The following is a 23,797-nucleotide window of genomic DNA, read 5'->3' on the forward strand; positions in this document are numbered from 1 at the left end:
GGCCCCCGCTCTGGCTTCTATACGCCGCAAGCGACCGGGCGCCGAAGACCCGAAGCGGGCCGAGCCGGGAACAGCAATATTCTTTCTTTACAGGAAACATAGTTGCATGAAAGTTGACGCCCAGGCCGCGACAGGGTTAGAAAATATCCCTGCGCCCGTGCGGCGTTCGAACATGCACAATTGATCAAAACCGTCCCTTCCACCGCCCAATCCAGAGGAAAGCCGTCATGGCCGAAGTGAAGTCCGACATCGAGATCGCCCGCGCCGCGAAGAAAAAACAAATCCAGGAGATCGGCGCCAAGATCGGCATCCCGACCGAACATCTGCTGCCCTATGGCCATGACAAGGCGAAGGTCTCGGCCGAGTTCATCAAGTCGGTGAAGGGCAACAAGGACGGCAAGCTGATCCTGGTCACCGCCATCAACCCGACGCCTGCCGGCGAAGGCAAGACGACCACCACGGTCGGCCTCGGCGACGGCCTGAATCGCATCGGCAAGAAGGCGATCGTCTGCATCCGCGAAGCCTCGCTCGGCCCGAATTTCGGTGTCAAGGGCGGCGCAGCCGGCGGCGGCTACGCGCAGGTGGTGCCGATGGAGGACATGAACCTCCACTTCACCGGCGACTTCCATGCCATCACGACGGCGCATAATTTGCTTTCGGCGCTGATCGACAACCACATCTACTGGGGCAACGAGCTCGGCATCGACACCCGCCGCGTCGCCTGGCGTCGCGTCATGGACATGAACGACCGGGCGCTGCGCGAGATCATCTGCTCGCTCGGCGGCGTCGCCAATGGTTATCCGCGCGAAGCGGGCTTCGACATCACCGTCGCCTCGGAAGTCATGGCGATCCTGTGCCTCGCCACCGACCTCAAGGACCTCGAAAAGCGCCTCGGCGATATCATCGTCGCCTATCGTCGCGACAAGTCGCCGGTCTTTGCCCGCGACCTCAAGGCCGACGGCGCCATGGCGGTTCTGCTCAAGGACGCCATGCAGCCGAACCTCGTGCAGACGCTGGAGAACAATCCGGCCTTCGTGCATGGCGGCCCGTTCGCCAACATCGCGCATGGCTGCAACTCGGTCGTCGCCACCACGACGGCGCTGAAGCTCGCCGACTATGTCGTCACCGAAGCCGGCTTCGGCGCCGATCTGGGCGCCGAAAAATTCTTCGACATCAAGTGCCGCAAGGCAGGCTTGAAGCCGTCGGCGGCGGTTATCGTCGCCACCGTGCGCGCCATGAAGATGAACGGCGGCGTCAAGAAGGAAGACCTCGGCAAGGAAAACATCGAGGCGGTCAAGAAGGGCTGTCTCAACCTCGGCCGCCACATCGAGAATGTGAAGCAGTTCGGCGTGCCGGCGGTGGTGGCGATCAACCACTTCACCACCGACACCGACACCGAGATCCAGGCGATGAAGGATTTCGTCAAGGCGCAGGGCGCCGAGGCGATCCTGTGCAAGCACTGGGCGCAGGGTTCGGCCGGCATCGAGGACCTCGCCAGGAAGGTCGTCGAGATCGCCGAATCCGGCGCCTCGCAGTTCTCGCCGCTCTATCCCGACGAGATGCCGCTGTTCGAGAAGGTCAACACCATCGTCAAGCGCATCTATCGCGGCGACGAGGCGATCGCCGACAAGTCGGTGCGCGACCAGTTGCACGCCTGGGAGCAGGCCGGCTACGGCAACCTGCCGGTCTGCATGGCCAAGACCCAGTACTCCTTCTCGACGGACCCGAACCTGCGCGGCGCGCCGACCGGCCACACCGTGCCGGTGCGCGAGGTCAGGCTTTCAGCCGGCGCCGGCTTCGTCGTCATCATCTGCGGCGAGGTCATGACCATGCCGGGCCTGCCAAGCAAGCCGTCGTCGGAGAAGATCTTCCTGAACGAAGCCGGCCAGATCGAAGGCCTGTTCTAAGCCAGACTGACCTGAACGGAAAAAGGGCGCCGCATCATCGCGGCGCCCTTTTGTTTCGCCAGCTTTTCACGCCACCGTGGGCGAGCCGAATTTCTTGATGCCGGCGACCGACATCGAGACGAACTGGTCGAGGATGGCGAAGAAGATATCGAGGCTGAAGCCGAACAGAAAAGCGAAGGTGAACAGGCTGAAGCCTATGCCGGTGACCTCGCCGCCGAGCTTGGTGCCGGGCGCCATGAACCAGGCGAGGATCATGCCGGCAAGCCCGCCGAGCGCGATGCGGTGAATGAGCCGCGACAGCGGCGGATTGGGCAGGAGCGGGTTCAGGATCATGCGCATGTGGAACATGATGCCGCCAAGCGCGCCGTAAAGCGCGGGCAGAATCCACAGCGCATAAGGGCTGAGGACCTCGCTCAGCGTCTTGGCCTGCAGTGTCAGCGTCGAAATCGAATTCGGCGTGATGGTGATGACGCCTTCGCACTGCAGATCGCGTGTCGCCTCGTCGAAATCCGCGTTCACATCTTCGGCCTGGCCGGCGGTGCCGGTGGCGCTGACGACTTGCATGCCGCCTTGAATGTTGCCGTTGTTCTTGCAATCGAAATCCGACTGCTTGAGCGGCTGGCTGTTTTCGGCACCGCTCTGCTGTTGCGCCAGCGCGATTTGCTGGCCGCAGAACTGGTCTATGGCCATCTGCCTGGGGTTCGAGAAATCAAGCGGCGCTCCTGCCTTGGCCGCCGAAGCCGAAAGCTTGCAATAGGCCCATTGCATGCCCCAGAGCGGAAAGGGCGCCTCCTGCGTCATGAATCCCTGCGCCCGCACCAGCAGCGAGGAGAACCGCTGGTCGAGCGAATGCAGGCTGTCGACGGAATTATAATAGGCATCCTTCAGAAGCGTCAGGTCGGTCGTCGACGCCTGCTTGGCGGTGGCCGAGCTCAATTGCTTCTTCGTCGCCCAGACCTGCCGGATCGACTGCCCGAACCGAGCACTGAACTCGTTGTTGTCGATCTCCTGCAGCTTCGTGTTGATCGAAACGCCCCTGTTGTAGACATAGGTCAGCTTGCCGATGACGATCATCATCGTCACCGACAGGGCGATGAGAAAATAGGTCGCGAGCGCGGAGCGCCGTGACATGTCGCCGGGCGACCAGCCAGTGCGGAGCGCAGCCAGGGTGGAAAACGGCACGGTGTTGGAGCAGTCGTTGAGTACCGTCTGAAGTTTGACGACCTCGGGCTGGCTTGCCGTCGCATCATTGAGCTTTTCCGCATCGCCGATGGCGGCGAAGAGCGCGCTGTCCTTGAACACCCCGTAGCGGCCGTAGCCGGCAACCAGCTTGGCATCGGCAAGCAAGCCGGAGACGAGAGGATCGTGGGATGTCGTCGTCATCGCGTCCCCTCCGACGACTAGCCCAGATAACCCGGCACGAAGCCATATTGCGACGGGCACCCGCAGGGATAGCCGGGCGGCCCGGGCGGCTGCGCCCAGCACCAGAAGAATTGGGTGATGCAGATCGTCCCCGGCGCGTGCGGCGGAACTTGCGCGAGAGCGGGCCACGGCAGCACCGCCGCGCCGACGGCGAGAGCCAGAACGACCAGGGTTCGTGCAACGCGCGCCTTCAATCCAGCCCCCAAAAGCCAACCGCGCTTACTCACATGCGCGGCGACTTTCGGAAAATACCGGAGCGACGTCCGTGAAATGGCTCACGCTCTGCCTGGATAGTTGGCGCGCCAACAAAAAGGCGCCGCATCCTGGCGGCGCCTTCCCATTCGAAGCGGTTCCAGCTAGGCGGCGTTCCGCCGCAAGGCACGCTGGTTCGAAGCGTAGATCGTGTCGCGCTCGGGCAGGGCGCCGGTCTTCAGGCAATCGATCCAGTCGGCGGTCTTCAGCACCGCGGCGAAGCGCGACTGCAAGACGACGCTCACCACCCGGTGTATGTCCTCGGCCGATGCATAGCCGGCGCTGTTGGCATAAGGCACCGAGCCGCTGGCATCCGAAAGGAACTCGACGGCAAAGCCCATATGCACCGCGTGGATGATGGTCGACAGATCGCAATTGTGGGTCATGTAGCCGACGACCACGATCGTATCGATGGCGCTGGCGCGCAGCCAGGCTTCGAGATCCGTGCCGGTGAAAGCCGAAGGCAGCGTCTTTTCGACATAGTGGTCGCGGCCGCGCCTGGCGATCTCGGGATGCAGCTCGCCACCATGGCTGCCCTTGGCAAAGATCGGCGAGGTCTCGGGCGCCATCTGCTTGACGACGACGACCTTGATGCCGGCCGCCGCGGCGGCATCCATGGCGCGCGCGACATTGGCGACGCTCTCGGCGAAGGGCGGATGCTGGATGGCGAGATTGCCGCCATTGTAGTCGTTCTGGACATCGACGACGACAAGCGCGCGGCGTGGCTGGGTGGCTGGTGCGGACATGGCGGTTTCCTTTCGACCGGGTTGATGGGCCAAAGCTAGCCGGCTGCTTCAGCTCCAGAAAGTGGCCCAATTGACATCATTCGAAAGAATTGGGACAATCAGCTCTCAACGGATCAATGCTTGCCATGAGGGACCCGATCATCGCCGCTGTCGCTTTCGACGGCATCAGCCCGTTCCATCTCTCCGTGCCGTGCCTGGTGTTCGGCGCGGACCGCACCAAGCTTGGCCTGCCGCGCTTCGACTTCCGCGTCTGCGCGATGGAGGAGGGACCCATTCATACCGATGCCGGGCTGAGCATCGTCGTGCCGCATGGGCTTTCGGCGCTCGACGAGGCCGACATCGTCATCATCCCGAGTTGGAAGGATCTCGGGGATCCCCTGGCGGCGCCGTTCAAGGAGGCGCTGCAACGCGCGCATCGGCGCGGCGCGCTCATCGTCGGCTTGTGCCTCGGCACCTTCGCCATTGCCGGCGCCGGATTGCTGGCCGGACGCAAGGCGACCACCCACTGGGCCTATACCGACCGGTTGCAGGCGCTGCATCCCGACCTCGCGATCGATGCCGACGTGCTCTATGTCGACGACGGCGACATCATCACCTCCGCCGGCGTCGCCGCCGGGCTCGATTGCTGCCTGCACATCGTGCGCGCCCGCTACGGCGCGGAAGCCGCCCTTCGCCTTGCCCGCCACGTCGTGCTCTCGCCGCACCGGCAAGGCGGCCAGGCGCAGTTCATTGAGCGCCCGGTCGCGCCGACGCCGAACGCCGACCGGTTCACGCGCGCTCTCGACAAGGTGCGGGCAACGCTCGGCGAAACGCACAGTCTCGACAGCGTCGCCGACATGGCAGGCCTCACGCGTCGCACCTTCACGCGCCGCTTCCAGAACTCGATCGGCACCAGTTTCGGCGACTGGCTCGCCGACCAGCGCGTGGCACTGGCGCAGAGGCTGCTGGAGCAGACGGACAAATCGATGGACATGGTGGCCTTCGAAGCCGGCTTCGGCAGCGCCACGTCGCTGCGCCAGCATTTCGCCGCGCGGCTCAAGACGTCGCCGATGCGGTACCGGCGTGAGTTCTCAAAAAGCGCTCAAAACGCCGGCGCGTTCATCGGCGCGTAACCATCCGTGCCGGATTGCCGACAACGGTGGTGTTCGCCGCCACGTCGCGCGTCACCACCGCGCCGGCGCCGACGATGGCGCCCTCGCCTATGCTGACGCCGGCAAGGATCACCGCGCTGCCGCCGATCCAGGCATTGTCGCCGATCGTCACGGCCTTGGCGATCTCCAGCCCTGCCAGCCGGCCGGAGGCCTCGCGATGATGCTCGGCGCAGTAGATCTGCACATTGGGCCCCAGCAGCGTCCCCTTGCCGATGTGCACCGGCGCGGTGTCGAGGATGGTGCAGCCAGCATTGAGGAAGACGCCGTCGCCGAGGAAGAGGTTGAAGCCATAGGCGCAATGGAACGGTGCCTCGATGCGCGCCCGCTCGCCCGCGCCGCCGAGCAGCGCCCGCAAGGCCGGGGCGATATTGCCGCGCTGCCTGGGCGGCAAGCTGTTGTGCTCGAACACCGCATCGCGCGCGGCAACGCGCAAGTCCTCGAGCTCATCGTCGCTGCAGATGTACCATTCGCCCGCCGCCATCTTCATGCGTTCGCTCGTCGTCATGGCGGCACCTCCGGAGTCTGCTGCCAAAGCATAATCGCCAAAGCATAATCGATTGTCAGACAAAAGCCCCGTGGCCAAACGCCTGGCCTATGCTAGCCTGCGGTTGGGAGACCATGCGACGGTCTCATTTGAGGGGGTCGATCATGCTTTACATTCTTGCACTGCTGATAGGCGTCGTTGCCGGCCTGCGCGCCATGACCGCGCCGGCTGCCGTGGCCTGGGGTTCGTATCTCGGCTGGCTGCCGGTCACAGGCACCTGGGCGAGCTTCATGGGCCACTGGATCGCCGTCGGCATCTTCACCATCCTGGCGATCGTCGAATTGGTCACCGACCAGTTGCCGTCGACGCCGAGCCGCACGGTGCCGCAGCAATTCGGCGCCCGCATCGTGACCGGCGCCTTCTCCGGCGCGGTGATCGGCGTCACGGCCGGCGCCACCATCGGCGGGCTGGTGGCAGGCGCCATCGGCGCGGTGATCGGCACGCTGGGCGGCGCCGAGGTCCGCGGCAGGCTGGCCGCCGCCTTCGGCAAGGATCCGCCCGCCGCCTTCATCGAGGACGCGGTGGCGATCATCGGCGGGCTGCTCATCGTGGCGGCGGTGGCATGAGCGCGAAAGCTTTCGACGCCATCGTCATCGGCGCCGGACAGGCCGGCACCCCGCTCGCCGGCCGGCTGAACGCGGCCGGCATGAAGGTGGCGCTGATCGAACGCAAGCTGGTCGGCGGCACTTGCGTCAACACCGGCTGCATCCCGACCAAGACGATGGTGGCGAGCGCCTATGCCGCCCATCTTGCCCGTCGCGCCGCCGATTATGGCGTGACCGTTTCCGGTGAGGTCGGCGTCGACTACAAGGCGATCAAGGCGCGCAAGGACAAGGTGTCGGGTGCTTCCCGCACCGGGCTGGAGACCTGGATCGCCGGCATGGAGGGCTGCACGCTTTTTCGCGGCCATGCGCGTTTCGAATCCGCCAATACGGTGCGCGTCGGCGACGGGCTGCTCACCGCGCCGAAGATCTTCCTCAACACCGGCGGCCGCGCCTCTGTGCCCGACCTGCCCGGTGTCCACGATATCCCTTATCTCACCAACTCCTCGATGATGGATCTCGATGTGCTGCCCAGCCATCTGATCGTCGTCGGCGGCAGCTACATCTCGCTCGAATTCGCGCAGATGTTCCGCCGCTTCGGCTCCGAGGTCACGGTGATCGAGAAGGCGCCGCGGCTGACCGGTCGCGAGGACGAGGACACCTCCGCAGCCATCCTGTCGATCCTCGAAAACGAGGGCATCGCCGTTCATGTCGGCGCCGGCGACATCAGCTTCGCCAAACAAGGCAGCGGCGTCGCCGTCACCTTCGCCGCCGACAAGCCGGCGGCGGTGGGCTCGCATGTGCTGCTGGCGCTCGGCCGCGTTCCCAACACCGACGATCTTGGCCTCGACAAGGCCGGTATCGCAGTCGATCAGCGCGGCTTCGTCGTCGTCGACGACCAGTTGCGCACCAATGTGCCCGGCATCTGGGCGATGGGCGACTGCAACGGCAAGGGCGCCTTCACCCACACCTCCTACAACGACTTCGAGATCGTCGCCGCCAACCTGCTCGACAACGATCCGCGCAAGGTCAGCGACCGCATCGAAGCCTATGCGCTCTATATCGATCCGCCGCTTGGGCGCTGCGGCATGACGGAGGCCGCGGTGAAGAAATCCGGCCGCCGCGCGCTGGTCGGCCAGCGGCCGATGACCCGTGTCGGCCGCGCCGTCGAAAAGGGCGAGACGCAAGGCTTCATGAAGATCCTGGCCGATGCCGACACAGGCGAGATCCTCGGCTGCTCCGTGCTTGGCCCAGGCGGCGACGAGGCGATCCACTGCGTGCTCGACCTCATGTATGCCAAGGCGCCGATCTCGACGCTCGCGCGGGCGATGCACATTCACCCCAATGTCTCGGAGTTGCTCCCCACAATCGCCCAGGAGCTTAAGCCGCTGACCTGAGGCTGGCCCGTCGGCTGGTGGCGAAGGGTCGCCCTCGCCTTTCTGCATTGCTGCGTTGCGACAATGTCGCTTGTGTGGGGGCATGCCCAAAGCCAGTTTCGAATTTTGAACCGATTCAGTCCGGACATCCCATGCCGCTGCCGATCCTAGCGCTAGCCATTGCATCCTTCTGCATCGGCACCACCGAATTCGTCATCATGGGTCTTCTGCCGGAAGTCGCTGGAGACCTCGGCGTCTCGATCCCTTCGGCCGGCCTGCTGGTCACCGGCTATGCTCTGGGCGTGGTCTTCGGCGCGCCGATCGTCGCCATGGCAACCGCCCGCCTGCCGCGCAAACCGGTGCTTGTCGGCCTTGCCACGCTGTTCGTCATCGGCAACCTCTTCTGCGCCATCGCGCCGAACTATTGGCTCTTGATGGCGGCGCGCGTGTTCACCGCTTTCGGCCATGGCGCCTTCTTCGGCATCGGCTCGGTGGTTGCGGCGGGCCTCGTGCCGCGCAACAAGCGGGCGAGCGCCATCGCGCTGATGTTCGCCGGCCTGACGCTCTCCAACATCCTCGGCGTTCCCGCCGGCACGGCGCTTGGCGAGGCTTTCGGCTGGCGCGCGACTTTCCTCGCCGTCGTCGGCATCGGCCTGATCTCGGTCGCAGCCATCGCCTGGCTGGTGCCGTCGGATGTCGCCGAACCCAGCGGCGGCGGCCTGGTCGGCGAACTGCGCGTGCTCGGCAAGCTGCAGGTCTGGCTGGCGATGCTGATCGCCTCGCTCGCTTCCGCCAGCCTGTTTGCCGTCTTCACCTACATCAAGCCTTACCTCACCGACGTCTCCGGCCTGTCGACGGCGACCGTCACCTGGGTGCTGCTCTTGTTCGGCGCCGGCATGACCATCGGCAACGTCATCGGCGGCAGGCTGGCAGACTGGAAGCTGATGCCGACGGTGATCGCCACGCTGCTCGCCATGGCCCTGCTGTTCCTCGTCTTCACCGAGCTCGGCGCCATCGCCAGCGTGGCTGTCGCCATCGTTTTCCTGTGGGGCATGCTGATCTTCATCGTCGTGCCGCCGCTGCAGATCCGTGTCGTCGAGGCGGCCGCCGAAGGACCGAACCTTGCCGCCACGCTCAACCAGGGCGCCTTCAATGTCGGCAATGCCGGCGGCGCCTGGATCGGCGGCCTCGCCATTTCCTGGGGCGTATCCTACGCCAATCTGCCGCTGGTGGGCGCGGCGCTCGCGCTTCTGGCCGTCGCGGTGGCCATGCTGTCGCAGGCGCTCGACCGCCGAACTCTCCTGCAGCCGCAACCGGCTGAATAACGCTCGGCGTCTTCGCCGTAGCGGGCTCGGCGTCTTCGCCGTAGCGGGCTCGGCGTCTTCGCCGTAGCGGGCTCGGCATCTTCGCCGTAGCCAGCTTCTGCCCCGACGGGCCGGCCCGTCTGGACCACTCGACAGTCCTGCCGCAAACATGCATGTCTGGCCCTCCATTGGAGGTACCCCATGCAGAAGACGATCGAACGCATCGCCGGCGACAGCGAGGGCGTCGCTTACGAATTTCCGGTCTTCCGCTTCGAGGGCAAGGACAAGTCGGCTCCTTCCGCCTATCTGCAGGCGGCGCTGCATGCGGGCGAACTGCCGGGCGTCGTCGCCATCGACGCGCTGATGCCGATGCTCACCAAGGCCGAGACCGAGGGCCGCATCAAGGGTCCGATCACCATCGTGCCCTGGGCCAACCCGATCGGCCGCGCGCAATATCATTTCGGCGAGCATCAGGGCCGCTTCAATCTCGGCACCCGCACCAACTTCAACCGCTCATTTCCGCTGCTTGCCGCGCCCGACGCGCGGCTCTTGCCCGATGTCAGCCTCGGCGGCGCCGATCGCCGGCTGAAGAACCGGCTTGTCCAGCTCTCGCTCGGCAACGACATCGTCCTTGACCTCCACTGCGACGACGAAGGCCTTGCTTATCTCTACATCCACACCAGCCTGTGGCCGCATATGGCCGACTGCGCCGCCGCCATGGGCGCCGAAGCCGTCCTGCTGTGGAGCGAGGACAGCACCGGCACCTTCGAAGGCGCCTCGATCATGCCCTATCAGAACGTGCCTGCGAGCGTCGCGCGCTTCGACCGCCGCGCCGTCACCACGGTCGAATATCGCGGCATGCTCGATGTCGACGGCGCCCTGGCCGCGTCCGATGCCGCGGGACTCTATCGCCTGCTGGCGGCGCGCGGCGTCGTCCAGGACTCGTCCATGCCCAAATTCGAGACATTTTCCGGGCCGGTCGTGCCGCTGGAAAACATCGACATGATGCCCTCGCCCAAGTCCGGCGCTATCCTCTACGACGTCAAACCCGGCGACCGCGTCAAGAAAGGCGACAGGCTGGCGACGATCGTGCATGCGCCCGGCGAGACCGGCGGCCGCACGGAAGTATTTGCCCCTCAGTCGGGCTTCATCCTGACCCGGCGCTCGCGCCGCATCATCCGTACCGGCGAGGATCTTTTGAAGCTGGCCGGCGACGGCAGGAGCGGCGACGCGCGTTCCGGTACGCTGGAAGACTGAAGCCTCTGTCTTCCGTGCACGTGAAATCCAGTTGCACCGACCTCCATTCGCCGCTATGGGAGTCGCCATGAACATGCGTTCGAACAAGACCGTTTGGTGGTGGGCTCGCTGACAGCGGCCTGTTCGTGCGTGTGCGCGTGATAGTAGAGGGTGGCCGCAACGGAATGTCCGGGCGGCCATTTGTTTTTTAAAGCCATTCCCGGGTCCGTTGCCCAAAACGCTGATGGAGACGGCAATGACGACTAGAGTTCTCGACAACGGGGCGGAGCGCTTCGTTACCGCGGGCGGCGTGACGATCACCCGCGAGCGGCACGACAGGCCCTATGAAGGCGCGATCGATGCCTATGTCGACGGCCTGAATTCGCGCCGCGGCGCGGTGTTCTCCTCCAACTACGAATATCCGGGCCGCTACACGCGCTGGGATACGGCCATCATCGATCCGCCGCTGGTGATCTCCGCGCGGGGCCGCACGATGCGCATCGAAGCGCTCAACAAGCGTGGCGAAGTGTTGCTGCCGGTGATCGGCAGGGCGCTTGGCGAGCTCGACGACGTGACGATCGCCGAGACCTCGAAGACGCTCATCCGCCTCGATGTGGCAAAACCCGGCCGTGTCTTCACCGAGGAGGAGCGCAGCCGCGTTCCCTCCGTCTTCACCGTGCTGCGCGCCATCACCGCGCTGTTCAAGACCGCCGAGGACGCCAATCTCGGCCTTTACGGCGCCTTCGGCTACGACCTCGCCTTCCAGTTCGACCCTGTCGACTACAAGCTCGAGCGCAGAGAGAGCCAGCGCGACCTGGTGCTGTTCCTGCCCGACGAGATCCTCGTCGTCGACCACTATTCGACCAAGGCCTGGACCGACCGCTACGACTATTCCGGCGACGGCTTTTCGACCGAAGGCCTGCCGCGCGACGCCCATGTCGAGCCCTTCAAGACCGCCGACCGCATCCCGCCGCGCGGCGACCATGAGCCCGGCGAATACGCCAACCTGGTGCGGCGCGCCATGGAGAGCTTCAAGCGCGGCGACCTGTTCGAGGTCGTGCCCGGACAGATGTTCTACGAGCGCTGCGAGACCCAGCCCTCCGACATCTCGCGCAAGCTGAAAGCGATCAATCCGTCGCCCTATTCCTTTTTCATCAATCTCGGCGAAAACGAATATCTGATCGGCGCCTCGCCGGAGATGTTCGTGCGCGTCAACGGCCGCCGCGTCGAGACCTGCCCGATCTCGGGCACGATCAAGCGCGGCGACGACGCCATTTCCGACTCAGAGCAGATCCTGAAGCTGCTTAACTCGAAGAAGGACGAGTCCGAGCTCACCATGTGCTCGGATGTCGACCGCAACGACAAGTCGCGCGTCTGCGAGCCGGGCTCGGTGCGCGTCATCGGTCGCCGCCAGATCGAAATGTATTCGCGCCTGATCCACACCGTCGACCACATCGAGGGGCGCCTGCGCGAAGGCATGGACGCCTTCGACGCTTTCCTGTCGCATGCCTGGGCGGTCACCGTTACCGGCGCGCCGAAACTGTGGGCCATGCGCTTCATCGAGCAGAACGAGAAGAGCCCGCGCGCCTGGTATGGCGGCGCCATCGGCATGGTCAATTTCAACGGCGACATGAACACCGGACTGACGCTCCGCACCATCCGCATCAAGGACGGCATCGCCGAGGTGCGTGCCGGCGCCACGCTGCTTTTCGACAGCGTGCCCGAGGAAGAAGAAGCCGAAACCGAACTGAAGGCATCCGCCATGCTCTCCGCCATCCGCGACGCCAAGACCGGCAACGCCACCGGAACCGAGCGCACCACCGCGCGCGTCGGCGACGGCGTCAACATCCTGCTCGTCGATCATGAGGACAGTTTCGTCCATACCCTGGCCAACTACTTCCGCCAGACCGGCGCCAATGTTTCCACCGTGCGCTCGCCAGTGCCGGAAGAGGTCTTCGAGCGGCTGAAGCCCGACCTCGTCGTGCTATCGCCCGGCCCCGGCACGCCGAAGGATTTCGACTGCGCCGCCACCATCAAGAAGGCGCGCAGCCGCGACCTGCCGATCTTCGGCGTCTGCCTCGGCCTGCAGGCGCTGGCCGAGGCCTATGGCGGCGAGCTCAGGCAGTTGCACATCCCCATGCATGGCAAGCCGTCGCGCATCCGCGTCTCCAAGCCCGGCATCATCTTCTCCGGCCTGCCGAAGGAAGTGACCGTCGGCCGCTACCACTCGATCTTCGCCGACCCGGTGCGCCTGCCCGACGGCTTCGTGGTCACCGCCGAGACCGAGGACGGGATCATCATGGCTTTCGAGCACCGCAAGGAGCCTATCGCGGCGGTGCAGTTCCATCCGGAATCGATCATGACACTCGGGCACAATGCCGGCATGCGCATCATCGAGAACGTCGTCGCGCATCTGCCGCGCAAGGCCAAGGAAAAGGCCGCGTAGGAGAACATGGCCGCAACGCAGGACATGACGGCGGCCGCGGCGAAAGCCGCGACCCGGGAGAAGGTTGCCAGGCTCGCCTTCTGGTCGATCGTCGTCGCCTGCGTCGTGCTCGCGCTCAAGGTCGCCGCCTGGTACATCACCGGTTCCGTCGCCCTCTATTCCGACGCGGCGGAATCGATCGTCAACGTCATCGCCTCGATCGCCGCCTACTGGGCGATCCAGGTCAGCTACAAGCCCGCCGACCAGGACCATCCCTTCGGCCACCACAAGGCCGAGTATTTCTCCGCCGTTCTCGAAGGCGTTCTGATTATCGTCGCGGCCCTCTTGATCCTCAACGAGGTCTGGCAGTCCTGGCAACATTCCGCGCCTTTGGAACAGCCCTGGCAAGGCCTGGGCGTCAACGGCGTCGCGACGGTGGTCAATGCCATCTGGGCCTGGGTGCTGATACGCACCGGTCGGAACGCGAAGTCGCCGGCCCTCGTCGCCGACGGCCAGCACATCATGACCGATGTGGTGACATCGGTCGGTGTGTTCGGCGGCCTCGTCGGCGCGGTGCTTACCGGCTGGCAGATCCTCGACCCGGCGCTTGCCGTCATCGTCGCGCTCAACATCCTGTGGCAAGGCTGGCATGTCATCGGCTCGTCGATGAACGGGCTGATGGACCGCGCAGTCGACAACCACGAGCACATGCAGATCCGCGACATCATCTCGGCCAATTCGAAGGGCGCGCTCGAGGTGCATGACCTGAAGACGCGCATAGCCGGGCGCGCCACCTTCATCGAGTTCCATCTCGTCGTCGACGCCGACATGACGGTCGGCGCCAGCCACGTCATCTGCGACCGCATCGAGGATGCGCTGAAGGCCGAGATCCCATCGGTGCGCGTCACCATCCATGTCGAGCCGGACGACGAGGCCAAGCTGCCGAAAGGTACCACTGCGGTGCCTTTTGCCTGAGCCGAGTAACCACCTTGGAAATTAGCTGAAGCCTTCAGACTTCGTCATGTATGGACGGCCCCTCTCGGGCAAGAGGGGCCGTCCATACATGACGAAGCGCTGGTTACGGCGCGCACGCCGATTGCGGCATCGGCTGCAGCCGATAGACCTTGTCATCCGACTTCGTCTTGCCGTTCGCCGCCTTCGAGCAGAGATCGAGAACCGCCACCGCATTGTTGGGGTTCGCGACCATCATCGTGCCGTTGGCGCCGCGCTTGAGGAAGATTTCCTTCTGCGAGATGTCGCAGGAAAAATCGCTCATCTTCGAGCTGGCCGAACAGCGCCACTGGTCGGCCTCGCCCTGGCAGGAATAGGTCTGCGTGACCTTTTTCCCTTTCTGCCTCGTCGTCACCGAAACGGCGATATCCGCCCCGTCGGGCCAGTTCGCGGCATCGCCGCCGGCGGCGAAGGAGGCGAGCTCGACCGGGCCGCGGAAGACGCGGATCGATTGCGTGAGCTGGTTGGGATGCGACTTCAGATGCGCATCGTCGTAGTCGCGCCCGAAGCAGAAGGGCTGATCGGACTTCAGCCGCACGCGCAGCGGGTCCCCCAGCGCCGGATCGATCGGGTCGATGCGCGCGAACTCCGCCTTGCAGCTGTCGGCCGGCATCGGGTCCAGCTTGAAATTGTCGTCCTCGCTGCCCAGTTGCTGCCTGGCATACTCCGCCTTGCTCATCGACTCCGACGCATCAGGGTCGAGATAAACGTCCGGCGACAGGCCGGAGAGCAGAAGCTTGCCCTTGTCGACCTTCAGCGAGGCCAGCGTCCGGTCGCAATCCATGCCGCAGCGGATGCCGCTCGCCTTGTCGCTCGGGTCTTCCTTGTTGCACCAGCTGCTCGCCCATTCCGGTTTTTTGGCGCCACGCACCGTGGTGGTGAGGAAGCCGTTATAGGAAGTATCCTGGTTGGCGGGAGGTTCTTCATTCGGCCGGCTGACCGGGTCATGGCCGTAGAGGAAGAAGATGCGCGCCACCTTCTGGTGCGGATGCGCCTTGAGATGAGCGGCATCGTACACACGGCCGAAGCAGGCGTCGGCGCCGGTCGGGCTGAGCTCGGGAAGTTGGGGCGGCTGTTCGGCGCGCGCCGCGCCGGCAAAAGCGGCAAGGGCGGCGCAAAGCGCCGCGCCCGCCATAGTCCTTGCCCTCGATGTCATGTGATCCTCCTCCCACCGACAGGACCGGGATATGCTAGAGCAATTCCAGGAAAAGTGTGAGCGGTTAAGTTCGGCGTCTTCGCCGTAACCTTCCGTCCGGAATTGCGTCAAAACAAGGAGATAGGGCGTTTCGCCGTTTCCATGAAACGGTGAAACGCACTAGTCTAGGAGCCCGCCCGGGCCATGCAAAATCGCGCGAGCGGGCGAGGCAAGGAGGATAGGATGCTGCGCCGTGACATTTTTCGCGCCGGTCTCGCAGGCGCCGCCGGCCTGTTCGGACTGAACCGGGCAAATGCGGCAACGGCCGAGGGAAGGCTGAAAGTCGCCTATCACCTCAGCGACACCGACAAGGTCAACTTCGTCCTCGGCAACATCAAGAACCACTATGAGGGCACCGGCGGCAATGTCGACATCGTGCTTGTGGTGCACGGCCCGGCCCTGGCCGCCTTCAAGTCCAAGGGCGCTTCCGGCGCCGTTTCCAGCCGCTTTGCCGGCCTCGTCCAGCAGGGACTTGTCCCGCAAGCCTGCGGCAACACCCTGCACGGCATGGACATCACGCTGACCGACCTGCTGGCGGGCTTCGAGCTTGCCGAGAAGGGTGGCGTCGTGAAGCTCGCCGAGCTGCAGCATCAGGGCTATGTCTATCTCAGACCCTGAATGCGCCCACACTGAACGCCAACACTTGAAGGCCAGGCCGGCAATGGCCTACGAAGGATGGGAGCCCGGAGGCCAGCTGACATGACGACACCTGCCATCCCCGATCTTGCCGGAAAGGCGGTGCTGGTCACCGGCGCTTCGACCGGCATAGGTGCCGCCCTCGCCCGCGCCTATGCGGCGCAAAAATGCCGGGTCGCGCTGCATTACAATGCGAGCCGCGCTCCCGCCGAAGCCGTGGCCAGGACCATCCGCGACGATGGCGGCGAGGTGTTTCTGGTCCAGGGCGATTTTTCGATACCTGCCGACGTCGAGCGCGTCGTCGAAGAGAGCGCAAAACATTTCGGCCGGCTCGACGGCCTGGTCAACAATGCCGGCGGCATGCTCGGGCGCGTCGCCTATGCCGATCAGGACGAGGCGCATTACGACGCGGTCATGGATCTCAATGCGCGCTCCGTCCTGACCGCCTCGCGCAAGGCGATACCGTGGCTGAAGCGCCAGGGCGGCTTCATCATCAACACCACCTCGATCGCCGCCCGCAACGGCGCCGGCGGCGGCGCCGGCCTCTATGGTTCGTCGAAAGCTTTCGTCTCCAACGTGACGCGCGGCATGGCCAAGGAACTGATCGGCTTCGGCATCCGCGTCAACGCCGTGGCGCCCGGCACGATCCTGACGCCCTTCCACGAACGCTATTCGAACGCCGAGCAGATCAAGGCTATGGTCGCCACCATACCGCAAGGCCGCGCCGGAACGCCCGAGGATTGCGTCGGCGCCTATCTGTTCCTGTCGTCGGACCTCTTGAGCGGCTACATCATCGGCCAGGTGATCGAGGTCAATGGTGGCCAGTTGATGCCGTGAGCGGTCGACTGCATACTCGATGGAGCGTGCAACCTGGAGGGAGAGCAAGGGCATGTACGGACTGATCGGCAAGATGCGGGCGGCGCGCGGCCAGCGCGATGCGGTCATGGACGTGCTGCGCGAAAGCACCGGCGCGCTCCCCGGTTGCCTGAACTACATCATCGCCACCGATCCGGCCGACGCCGACGCGATCTGGGTGACCGAAGTGTGGACCGACCAGGCGAGCCACAAGGCCTCGTTGCAACTGCCGGAAGTCCAGGCCGCGATCGCCAGGGCGCGTCCCTTCATCGCCGGCTTCGAATTCCAGGTCGAGACCCACCCGGTCGGCGGCTTCGGCCTTCCCGCCTCCGAGAAGGCCGGCTAACCGCGCGGACGCGGAATTTCCGCGAAAAGCTGGTTCGCATTTGTCTGTATCCGGTCTAAGAGCCGGACATGGACTCTTCACCAGAGCAGCCATCCCAGAACCAAGCGCCCGTCGAGCGCATGGCGCGCCTGCGCCCGCCGCGGCAATGGCTGGTGCTTCTGGTATTCTCGCTGCTCTTCGCCAGCGCGCTGGAGTTCGCCGCCCTGCCAGCGGCCCTGCTGATCGGCCCGATGCTTGCCGCGATTCTGGCCGGCACCAACGGCGCCTCCGTGCGCGTGCCGCGACCGCTGTTCGGCGCGGCCCAGGCGATCGTCGGCTGCCTGGTTGCCGGCTCGATCTCGGCCGACATCTTCCCGGTGTTCTATGCCGAATGGCCGCTTTTCCTCGCCGTGGTGGTCGCGACCGTCGCCGCCTCCAGCCTGCTTGGCTGGATGATCAGCCGTTGGCGCATCCTGCCCGGCACCACGGCAGTCTGGGGCTCCTCGCCGGGCGCCGCCACCGCCATGGTGCTGATGGCAGGCGCCTTCGGCGCCGACCAGCGTCTGGTCGCCTTCATGCAATATCTGCGCGTCATCTTCGTTTCGATGACGGCGGCGATCGTTGCCAAGATGTGGGTCAACACATCCGGCGTCGAGGTGACGCCCATCGTCTGGTTTCCGCCGATCGACGCCTTCGCCTTCGCCGCCACCATCGGCATTGCGATCGTCGGCGGCCTTCTCGGAAAGCTGGTCAGGCTGCCCTCGCCGTTCTTTCTCGGCACCTTCATCTTCGGCGCGGTGATCCATCTCGGCCTCGGCGTGCCGATGCAATTGCCGCCCTGGCTGCTGGCGATCAGCTATGCCATGGTCGGCTGGTCGATCGGGCTCAATTTCACCCGGCCGATCTTGCGCCACGCGGCGCGCGCCCTGCCGCAGATCGTCGGCTCGATCGTCGCGCTGATCGCCTTTTGCGGCGGCGTGGCCTTCGTCATCAGCCGCCTGCTCGGCATCGACCCGCTGACCGCCTATCTGGCGACCAGCCCTGGCGGCATGGACAGTGTCGCCATCATCGCCGCCGCGGCACGGAACGTCGACATCTCCTTCGTCATGGCGCTGCAGTCGGCGCGCTTCCTGGTCGTACTGCTGATTGGGCCAAGCGTAGCCAAGCTGGTGGCGCGAAACGTCGGGGCCTGATCCGGGCTATCCAATGCCTGAGCAGTTCCAGGAAAAGCGCTCGGCGGTTGGGCTCGGCGCATTCGCCGTAGCCTTCCGTCCGGAATTGCGTGAAACAGAAAATTGGAGCGGCTCAGCAATCCTGTCAGGATGCTGAATTGCTCTAAGCAAACGAGGGGGAATTGCCGATGAACCGCCGTTTGAACGCCGTCGATCTGTCCGGCCGCGTCGCCGTGGTGACCGGCGGCGCGCAAGGCATCGGCCTAGCGGTCGCGCGACGCCTGTTGTCGTCGGGCGCCGGTGTCGCCATCTGGGACGTCGACCAGGCCGCGATGGCCAAGGCCGTCGCCGAACTCGCTTTGCTCGGCCGCGTTGAAGCGATCCTTTGCGACCAGTCGCAGATCGAGGCCGTCGATCGCGCCGCCACCCAGACCGAGCGGACGCTTGGCCCCGTCGATCTCCTCGTCAACAATGCCGGTATTGCCGGGCCGGCGGCGACCGTTGTGAACTACGACCCCGCCGCCTGGCGCCAGATCGTCGACATCGACCTCACCGGCGTCTTCTACTGCTGCCGGCGCCTGGTGCCCGGCATGGTCGCGCGCAACTACGGCCGCATCGTCAACGTCTCATCGGTCGCCGGCAAGGAAGGCAATCCCAACGCCGCCGCTTATTCCGCTGCAAAAGCCGGCGTGCTGGCGCTGACCAAGTCGCTCGGCAAGGAGCTCGCCGGTCACGACATCGCCGTCAACGCGCTGACGCCTTCGCCCGCCCGCACCCGCATCCTCGAGCAGCTCACCGAGGCCCAGGTCGCCTATATGCTCGGCAAAGTGCCGCGCGGCCGCTTCGTCGAGGTGGAAGAGGCGGCCGCCATGGTCGTCTTCATGCTGTCTGACGAGAACTCCTTCACCACCGGCGCGACCTTCGACCTCTCCGGCGGGCGCACGACCTACTAGAGCAATTCCAGGAAAAGTGTGAGCGGTTTTCCGTCCGGAATTGCGTACGGCCGAGCCGCAAGATGTCGCGTCGCTGCCGGCCTGCCAGGAAGGATAGCCGTCCACCAAATCAGCCGATGGCGAGAGAGGTCAACTGATGACCAGGCTTGCGATCCGGTCGCCGTCGAGCGTGAAGGCCATGTCGCCCACGCCATTGAAGCCATTGCCCGTCACGGCGACGCGGGCATGGTAGACGCCGTCGCGCTCGGCGACGCGAACGATGCGAAGATTGGACTGCACGCCGATATTGTCCGACTGGTTCCACCGCGCGACCCCGTCGCGGCCATGGAAATCGCGACCCCAGTCGCTGAGGAGGGCGTTGTCGGTGAATGTCGCCAGAAAGGCTTCGGTATCACCGGCGTTGGTGGCTTCGACAAAGCGGCGGATCGGATCGGGCGTGGTCATCAATCCAGTCGCTTCATCAGATCATCGTCCAGCCAGCGGCCGAAGAAATAGACAAGCTGCTTGTGCCACCACGGCCAGTCGTGGCTGACGTCGCCACCCCAATAGTCGACCCAGGCCGGGATGGATTTGTCGCGCAGCACCTGCTCCAGCTCGCGCGTCTCGACCAGCATGCGCTCTTCCCAGGCGCCCTGGCCGCAGCAGAAGATCAGCCGCAGCGCCCTGAGCCGCCCGAGCAGCTTCTGGTCGACGATGCCAGGCAGGTAGTCGAGCGGCGAGTTGAAATAGATGTTGCCTTCCAGCGTCCGGCCGAAGAAGTCGCGGGCCGAATAGACGCCGGACAGCGAAATCACGCCGCTCGCCAGCTCCGGGAAGCGGAACACGAAGTTCGACGAGTGGTAGCCGCCCATCGAGCAGCCGCAAAACAGCGGCTTCAAGGCGCGACCGCCATTGGCCTTGGCGGCGACCGCCTGCAGTTCCGGCAGCGCCTCTTCGCGCACATAACGGAAATAGGCCTCGTGGCGGGCGATGCGATGCGCCGCGTCGGCATGCTTGTTGAAGAACGACTCCGAATCGATGCCGTCGAGCGTGAAGAGCTGGATGCGGCCGGTGTCGATGAGGTCGGCAAGCGCTGCGACCCCGCCGGAATCCTCGAACTGGTAGAACCGCCCCTGCGAAGTCGGGAACACCACCACCGGGCGCCCGGCATGGCCGTAGCGCTTGTATTCCATGTCGCGTCCGAGATTGCGGGCATGGCCCTTGTGATAGGAGACGTCCATCGGCTCAGGCCTTTTCCGCGTGGATATAGTCGACCGCCTGGCGCAGCGCCTTCGGATCCTTCGAACGCATCTGATAGGCGTAGTTGCCCATGGCGCGGCTGAAGATCTCTTCGATGGCCTGGTGATGGACGATCTTGTCGCCGTGGGCGGCTAGCACGTCCGCATGGCTGTGCAAATAGTCGATATGGCGCTTGCGACTGGCATAGGCGGTGAAATACTTGCCCTTGTAAGGGCCGCCGGCGGCATCCTTGACCACCATGTCGGCCCAGGCGGCATAGACGTCGATGTCGAACGTGTAGTTGATGGCGTCCGTCATCCAGGCGCCGGGCGGGCGCATGTTGACCTCGAGCGCGATGACGCGCTTGTCCCTGGTTTCGAACAGCTCGATGTGGAAGAAGCGCTCGCGCACGTCGAACGCCTTGAGTATCTTGCGGCCCGCCTCCTCGACCTGAGGGCTGATCTCGGGGAAGCAGGTGTAGCTCATGTGGCGGTCCTTGTTGACCGCATCCATGATGCTCTGGTCGTAGCGGTGGCTGGCCGCCAGCACCACCTCGCCATCGCGGTTGACCAGCCCGTCGAAGGTCACCACCAGCCCCTCGATGAACTGCTCCATGACGAAGGTGACGCCCTCGGGCTTGTCCCTGAAGAACTGGTCCAGTTCTTTGGCGTTTGATATCTTGAAGGTGTTCGAGGCGCCGGAGCCCGAATCCGGCTTGACCACCACCGGGTAGCCGACACGACGGATGAAGGTCATGGCGCCGGCGCGGTCGGAGCATTTGCGCTGCGGAATGGTCTCGACGCCGCTCTTGCGGAAGAAGGCGCGCATGCGACTCTTGCGCTTCAAATTCTTCACGAAATCGACCTTGGTGCCGAAGATGTTGAAGTCGGTTCGGATGTTGGCTTCGAGTTCGAGCCAATGCTCGTTGAGCGACTCGAAGCGGTCGATGCGGCCCCATTTGTGGATGAAATGCCCCATCGCGCGGAACACGGCATCGTAATCTTCCATGTCGGCGATGCGGTAGTATTCCGAAAGCGCCGTCTTCAGCTTGCCGTTCAGCGTCTCGTAAGGTGCATCGCCGATGCCGAGCACGGTGGCGCCTGCCTTTTTCAGCCGGTCGCAGAAATCCGTGCCGTTGGCCGGGAAATGCGGCGAGAAGAACACGAAATTCATGCACAACCTCCCCCGGGGCACTATGGGCCGCGTCGGGCGAGTGTGGCGCATTTGCCCGATGCGGGGAAGAGCCAGCGCTAATGCATGTCGCCCAAAGTTTGCGCCGCTTTTGGGAAAACGACATGCATAAAACCAAAGGCTTAAAGCGCGTCGCTCGAATCTATTTCGATGCGAAGCGCTTTAAGCGCGTCCTGGCCGGCACTTGCCTCCCGATGGCCGCTCCTGTAAGAGAGCCGCCATGACCACGCGCGTCCGCTCTGTCGCTTCCTCTCGCACCGGCTTTGCCGGCGAGACTGCGCGCGCGCTCGCCTCGACCCTGCTTCTTCTCGGCCTTATCGGCGATCGCCGGGTTCGCTGAAGGAGCGCCCGGCGGTCGGTACCAGCCGCCTCAGGCGCATGCTCCTTGGCAAGGTCATAATCAAGCGAACGAAATTCTGGTAGAGGCGACGCTCGCCATCAATCCGCCCAAGGCGAACGCGAGCCGCCCGGAGAAGAGACGATGAACGCACGAGAAGAAATCAGCGCCGGCGAGGCTGAAGCCGGAAAGCGCACGGCCGGCCACATGCCGGATGCAGCACGCAAATACCAATCCTACCCGACGGTCGGCCTGATCGACCGCACCTGGCCGAACAAGATCATCGACAAGGCGCCGATCTGGTGCTCGGTCGACCTGCGCGACGGCAACCAGGCGCTGATCGACCCGATGGGCCATGAACGCAAGGCGCGCATGTTCGCCTTGCTGCTCGATATGGGCTTCAAGGAAATCGAGATCGGCTTCCCCTCGGCCTCGCAGACGGACTTCGACTTCGCCCGCTGGTGCATCGAGGAAGGCGGCGTGCCGCAGGATGTATCGCTCCAGGTGCTGGTGCAGTGCCGGCCCGAGCTGATCACGCGGACCTTCGAGGCGTTGAAACGCGCGCATCGCCCGATCGTGCATTTTTACAATTCGACCAGCGAGCTGCAGCGCCGCGTCGTCTTCGAGAAGGACGTCGCCGGCATCAAGCGCATCGCCACCGACGCCGCCAAGATGATCACCGACATGGCGGCCAAGGCCGGCGGCGGCTATCGCTTCGAATATTCGCCCGAAAGCTTCACCGGCACCGAGCTCGACGTCGCGCTGGAGATCTGCAACGCCGTCACCGAGATCGTGAAGCCGATGGCCGACAACAAGCTCATCATCAATCTGCCCTCGACGGTCGAGATGTCGACGCCCAACGTCTATGCCGATCGCATCGAGTGGATGTGCCGCAATCTCGACAACCGCGAGAACCTGATCATCTCGCTGCACCCGCATAACGACCGCGGCACCGGCATCGCCACCACCGAGCTCGGCCTGATGGCCGGGGCCGACCGCGTCGAGGGAACGCTGTTCGGCAATGGCGAGCGCACCGGCAATGTCGACATCGTCACGCTGGCGCTCAACATGTTCACCCAGGGCGTCGATCCGGAGCTCGACTGCTCCGACATCAACCGGATGAAGGATGTCTACGAGTATTCGAACCAGCTGAAGATCCCGGAGCGTCACCCTTATGTCGGCGAACTGGTCTACACGGCTTTCTCCGGCTCGCACCAGGACGCCATCAACAAGGGCATGAAGGCTCTGAAGAAGGCCAACACGCCGATCTGGGAAGTGCCTTATCTGCCGATCGATCCGGCCGATGTCGGCCGCACCTACGAGGCGATCATTCGCATCAACTCGCAGTCGGGCAAGGGCGGCATCGCCTATGTGCTGCAGGCCGATTACGGCCTCAATTTGCCGCGCAATCTGCAGATCGAGTTCAGCCAGGCGATCCAGGCGATCACCGATGCGGAAGGCAAGGAAGTGCCGGCCAAGCGCATTCATGACCGCTTCCTCGAAACCTATGTCGACCAGCCCGGCGCGCGGCTGAAGTTCCTCGACCACCGCACCTATCCCGACACCGAGGTAAAGGGCCGGCGCATGGTCGAGGCGGATATCCTCGACAATGGCAAGGAAGTGACCATCACCGGCTCGGGCACCGGCCCGATCGACGGCTTCGTCGACGCGCTCTCGCGCCATGTCGGCGTCGACATGTCGGTGCTCGACTATTCCGAGCATTCCTTGCAGCGCGGCTCCAACGCCTCGGCGATCTCCTATGTCGAAATGGAGTATCCGGGCGGCAAGCTGTTCGGCGCCGGTATCAACACCAATATCGTGGCCGCCTCGCTGGAGGCCGTTGTTTCGGCCGCCAATCGCATCATCGGCCATAAAGCCGGCTGAGCGGCAACTCGATCGAAGTGTGGCGCATCCAACATGCGCCGCACTTCAAAGACAGACGCGAAAGACAGACGCGAAAGCCTGCCATTCGTTAACCGCCGGAGGAATTTCCGGTGGC

22 protein-coding genes are annotated in these 23,797 nt (G+C 64.6%); 14 read left to right on the forward strand and 8 right to left on the reverse strand.

Going from position 1 to position 23,797, the window contains the following annotated elements; all coding sequences use genetic code 11:
• Window positions 1–227 precede the first annotated feature (227 nt).
• On the forward strand, window positions 228–1,907 hold the full coding sequence (locus tag RFM52_RS10140) for a formate--tetrahydrofolate ligase (protein WP_320293330.1): 1,680 nt from the start codon (window positions 228–230) through the stop codon (window positions 1,905–1,907).
• Between the two features lie 66 nt (window positions 1,908–1,973).
• Here RFM52_RS10140 and RFM52_RS10145 read toward each other — a convergent pair whose 3' ends face one another.
• From RFM52_RS10145 to RFM52_RS10155, 3 genes are all read right to left on the reverse strand, one after another.
• Window positions 1,974–3,290 carry a hypothetical protein gene (locus RFM52_RS10145; RefSeq protein ID WP_320293329.1) on the reverse strand — a complete coding sequence of 439 codons (1,317 nt, stop codon included), beginning with the start codon at window positions 3,288–3,290 and terminating at the stop codon, window positions 1,974–1,976.
• Window positions 3,291–3,307: 17 nt separating this feature from the next.
• Window positions 3,308–3,523: a hypothetical protein gene (locus tag RFM52_RS10150; RefSeq protein WP_320293328.1), complete on the reverse strand. Its 216-nt coding sequence runs from the start codon at window positions 3,521–3,523 to the stop codon at window positions 3,308–3,310.
• Window positions 3,524–3,685: 162 nt separating this feature from the next.
• Window positions 3,686–4,327, reverse strand: a complete 642-nt coding sequence (locus RFM52_RS10155) for a cysteine hydrolase family protein (protein WP_320293327.1) — start codon at window positions 4,325–4,327, stop codon at window positions 3,686–3,688.
• Between the two features lie 125 nt (window positions 4,328–4,452).
• Here RFM52_RS10155 and RFM52_RS10160 point away from each other — a divergent pair, with 125 nt between their 5' ends.
• On the forward strand, window positions 4,453–5,439 hold the full coding sequence (locus RFM52_RS10160) for a helix-turn-helix domain-containing protein (protein ID WP_320327845.1): 987 nt from the start codon (window positions 4,453–4,455) through the stop codon (window positions 5,437–5,439).
• Here the strand turns inward: RFM52_RS10160 and RFM52_RS10165 are convergent.
• Entirely contained in the window at window positions 5,426–5,983 is a 558-nt protein-coding gene (locus tag RFM52_RS10165) for a sugar O-acetyltransferase (RefSeq protein WP_320293323.1), read from the reverse strand. The genes RFM52_RS10160 and RFM52_RS10165 overlap by 14 nt on opposite strands.
• A 143-nt stretch (window positions 5,984–6,126) precedes the next feature.
• Between RFM52_RS10165 and RFM52_RS10170 the strand changes: the two genes are divergently transcribed.
• The 6 genes from RFM52_RS10170 to RFM52_RS10195 all read left to right on the forward strand — a co-directional run bounded on the left by RFM52_RS10170 (window position 6,127) and on the right by RFM52_RS10195 (window position 13,880).
• A complete protein-coding gene (locus RFM52_RS10170; RefSeq protein ID WP_320293322.1) occupies window positions 6,127–6,588 on the forward strand; it encodes a DUF4126 domain-containing protein in 462 nt (153 codons plus the stop codon).
• On the forward strand, window positions 6,585–7,961 hold the full coding sequence (locus RFM52_RS10175; protein ID WP_320293321.1) for an FAD-containing oxidoreductase: 1,377 nt from the start codon (window positions 6,585–6,587) through the stop codon (window positions 7,959–7,961). Before RFM52_RS10170 ends, RFM52_RS10175 begins: the two co-directional genes overlap by 4 nt.
• Before the next feature lie 131 nt (window positions 7,962–8,092).
• On the forward strand, window positions 8,093–9,265 hold the full coding sequence (locus RFM52_RS10180; RefSeq protein ID WP_320293320.1) for an MFS transporter: 1,173 nt from the start codon (window positions 8,093–8,095) through the stop codon (window positions 9,263–9,265).
• A gap of 180 nt (window positions 9,266–9,445) precedes the next feature.
• Window positions 9,446–10,501: a M14 family metallopeptidase gene (locus tag RFM52_RS10185; protein ID WP_320293319.1), complete on the forward strand. Its 1,056-nt coding sequence runs from the start codon at window positions 9,446–9,448 to the stop codon at window positions 10,499–10,501.
• A 235-nt stretch (window positions 10,502–10,736) separates the two neighbouring features.
• Window positions 10,737–12,926 (forward strand): anthranilate synthase, encoded by a 2,190-nt coding sequence (locus tag RFM52_RS10190; RefSeq protein ID WP_320293318.1) that lies wholly within the window; start codon window positions 10,737–10,739, stop codon window positions 12,924–12,926.
• Window positions 12,927–12,950: 24 nt separating this feature from the next.
• Window positions 12,951–13,880 carry a cation diffusion facilitator family transporter gene (locus RFM52_RS10195; RefSeq protein ID WP_430699214.1) on the forward strand — a complete coding sequence of 310 codons (930 nt, stop codon included), beginning with the start codon at window positions 12,951–12,953 and terminating at the stop codon, window positions 13,878–13,880.
• Window positions 13,881–13,983: 103 nt separating this feature from the next.
• Here the strand turns inward: RFM52_RS10195 and RFM52_RS10200 are convergent, their stop codons facing one another.
• Window positions 13,984–15,072, reverse strand: coding sequence for a hypothetical protein (locus RFM52_RS10200; protein ID WP_320293316.1), 1,089 nt, complete (start codon window positions 15,070–15,072; stop codon window positions 13,984–13,986).
• 222 nt (window positions 15,073–15,294) lie between these two features.
• On the opposite strand from RFM52_RS10200, the gene RFM52_RS10205 reads away from it, so the two are divergent.
• The 5 genes from RFM52_RS10205 (at window position 15,295) to RFM52_RS10225 (ending at window position 19,052) form a co-directional block, all read left to right on the forward strand.
• Window positions 15,295–15,729, forward strand: coding sequence for a DsrE family protein (locus RFM52_RS10205; protein ID WP_320293315.1), 435 nt, complete (start codon window positions 15,295–15,297; stop codon window positions 15,727–15,729).
• Window positions 15,730–15,810: 81 nt separating this feature from the next.
• Window positions 15,811–16,584 (forward strand): SDR family NAD(P)-dependent oxidoreductase, encoded by a 774-nt coding sequence (locus RFM52_RS10210; RefSeq protein WP_320293314.1) that lies wholly within the window; start codon window positions 15,811–15,813, stop codon window positions 16,582–16,584.
• A gap of 52 nt (window positions 16,585–16,636) precedes the next feature.
• On the forward strand, window positions 16,637–16,948 hold the full coding sequence (locus RFM52_RS10215; protein WP_320293313.1) for a putative quinol monooxygenase: 312 nt from the start codon (window positions 16,637–16,639) through the stop codon (window positions 16,946–16,948).
• Between the two features lie 68 nt (window positions 16,949–17,016).
• Window positions 17,017–18,120, forward strand: a complete 1,104-nt coding sequence (locus tag RFM52_RS10220; protein WP_320293312.1) for an AbrB family transcriptional regulator — start codon at window positions 17,017–17,019, stop codon at window positions 18,118–18,120.
• 179 nt (window positions 18,121–18,299) lie between these two features.
• Window positions 18,300–19,052 (forward strand): SDR family NAD(P)-dependent oxidoreductase, encoded by a 753-nt coding sequence (locus tag RFM52_RS10225; RefSeq protein WP_320293764.1) that lies wholly within the window; start codon window positions 18,300–18,302, stop codon window positions 19,050–19,052.
• Window positions 19,053–19,181: 129 nt separating this feature from the next.
• Here the strand turns inward: RFM52_RS10225 and RFM52_RS10230 are convergent, their stop codons facing one another.
• From RFM52_RS10230 to RFM52_RS10240, 3 genes are read right to left on the reverse strand one after another with little or no spacing between them, the layout of a single operon-like run.
• Window positions 19,182–19,496, reverse strand: a complete 315-nt coding sequence (locus RFM52_RS10230; protein ID WP_320293311.1) for a nuclear transport factor 2 family protein — start codon at window positions 19,494–19,496, stop codon at window positions 19,182–19,184.
• Window positions 19,496–20,272 (reverse strand): esterase family protein, encoded by a 777-nt coding sequence (locus RFM52_RS10235; protein ID WP_320293310.1) that lies wholly within the window; start codon window positions 20,270–20,272, stop codon window positions 19,496–19,498. Before RFM52_RS10235 ends, RFM52_RS10230 begins: the two co-directional genes overlap by 1 nt.
• A 4-nt stretch (window positions 20,273–20,276) precedes the next feature.
• On the reverse strand, window positions 20,277–21,443 hold the full coding sequence (locus RFM52_RS10240; protein ID WP_320293309.1) for an ATP-grasp domain-containing protein: 1,167 nt from the start codon (window positions 21,441–21,443) through the stop codon (window positions 20,277–20,279).
• Window positions 21,444–21,942: 499 nt separating this feature from the next.
• Between RFM52_RS10240 and leuA the strand changes: the two genes are divergently transcribed.
• The gene (gene leuA, locus RFM52_RS10245) at window positions 21,943–23,682 is read left to right on the forward strand and encodes a 2-isopropylmalate synthase (protein ID WP_320293308.1); all 1,740 of its coding nucleotides are present in this window, start codon (window positions 21,943–21,945) and stop codon (window positions 23,680–23,682) included.
• Window positions 23,683–23,797 lie beyond the last annotated feature (115 nt).

This window comes from Mesorhizobium humile (genome assembly GCF_033977215.1).
In the GTDB taxonomy this organism is placed as follows: Bacteria; Pseudomonadota; Alphaproteobacteria; order Rhizobiales; family Rhizobiaceae; genus Mesorhizobium; species Mesorhizobium humile.

What these genes read in the sequence shown, in the direction of transcription:
- RFM52_RS10140 (WP_320293330.1), top strand. Translation starts at nt 228, where the DNA reads ATGGCCGAAGTGAAGTCCGACATCGAGATCGCCCGCGCCGCGAAGAAA.
- RFM52_RS10145 (WP_320293329.1), bottom strand. Translation starts at nt 3,290, where the DNA reads ATGACGACGACATCCCACGATCCTCTCGTCTCCGGCTTGCTTGCCGAT.
- RFM52_RS10155 (WP_320293327.1), bottom strand. Translation starts at nt 4,327, where the DNA reads ATGTCCGCACCAGCCACCCAGCCACGCCGCGCGCTTGTCGTCGTCGAT.
- RFM52_RS10160 (WP_320327845.1), top strand. Translation starts at nt 4,453, where the DNA reads ATGAGGGACCCGATCATCGCCGCTGTCGCTTTCGACGGCATCAGCCCG.
- RFM52_RS10165 (WP_320293323.1), bottom strand. Translation starts at nt 5,983, where the DNA reads ATGACGACGAGCGAACGCATGAAGATGGCGGCGGGCGAATGGTACATC.
- RFM52_RS10170 (WP_320293322.1), top strand. Translation starts at nt 6,127, where the DNA reads ATGCTTTACATTCTTGCACTGCTGATAGGCGTCGTTGCCGGCCTGCGC.
- RFM52_RS10175 (WP_320293321.1), top strand. Translation starts at nt 6,585, where the DNA reads ATGAGCGCGAAAGCTTTCGACGCCATCGTCATCGGCGCCGGACAGGCC.
- RFM52_RS10180 (WP_320293320.1), top strand. Translation starts at nt 8,093, where the DNA reads ATGCCGCTGCCGATCCTAGCGCTAGCCATTGCATCCTTCTGCATCGGC.
- RFM52_RS10185 (WP_320293319.1), top strand. Translation starts at nt 9,446, where the DNA reads ATGCAGAAGACGATCGAACGCATCGCCGGCGACAGCGAGGGCGTCGCT.
- RFM52_RS10190 (WP_320293318.1), top strand. Translation starts at nt 10,737, where the DNA reads ATGACGACTAGAGTTCTCGACAACGGGGCGGAGCGCTTCGTTACCGCG.
- RFM52_RS10195 (WP_430699214.1), top strand. Translation starts at nt 12,951, where the DNA reads ATGACGGCGGCCGCGGCGAAAGCCGCGACCCGGGAGAAGGTTGCCAGG.
- RFM52_RS10200 (WP_320293316.1), bottom strand. Translation starts at nt 15,072, where the DNA reads ATGACATCGAGGGCAAGGACTATGGCGGGCGCGGCGCTTTGCGCCGCC.
- RFM52_RS10205 (WP_320293315.1), top strand. Translation starts at nt 15,295, where the DNA reads ATGCTGCGCCGTGACATTTTTCGCGCCGGTCTCGCAGGCGCCGCCGGC.
- RFM52_RS10210 (WP_320293314.1), top strand. Translation starts at nt 15,811, where the DNA reads ATGACGACACCTGCCATCCCCGATCTTGCCGGAAAGGCGGTGCTGGTC.
- RFM52_RS10215 (WP_320293313.1), top strand. Translation starts at nt 16,637, where the DNA reads ATGTACGGACTGATCGGCAAGATGCGGGCGGCGCGCGGCCAGCGCGAT.
- RFM52_RS10220 (WP_320293312.1), top strand. Translation starts at nt 17,017, where the DNA reads ATGGACTCTTCACCAGAGCAGCCATCCCAGAACCAAGCGCCCGTCGAG.
- RFM52_RS10230 (WP_320293311.1), bottom strand. Translation starts at nt 19,496, where the DNA reads ATGACCACGCCCGATCCGATCCGCCGCTTTGTCGAAGCCACCAACGCC.
- RFM52_RS10235 (WP_320293310.1), bottom strand. Translation starts at nt 20,272, where the DNA reads ATGGACGTCTCCTATCACAAGGGCCATGCCCGCAATCTCGGACGCGAC.
- RFM52_RS10240 (WP_320293309.1), bottom strand. Translation starts at nt 21,443, where the DNA reads ATGAATTTCGTGTTCTTCTCGCCGCATTTCCCGGCCAACGGCACGGAT.
- leuA (WP_320293308.1), top strand. Translation starts at nt 21,943, where the DNA reads ATGAACGCACGAGAAGAAATCAGCGCCGGCGAGGCTGAAGCCGGAAAG.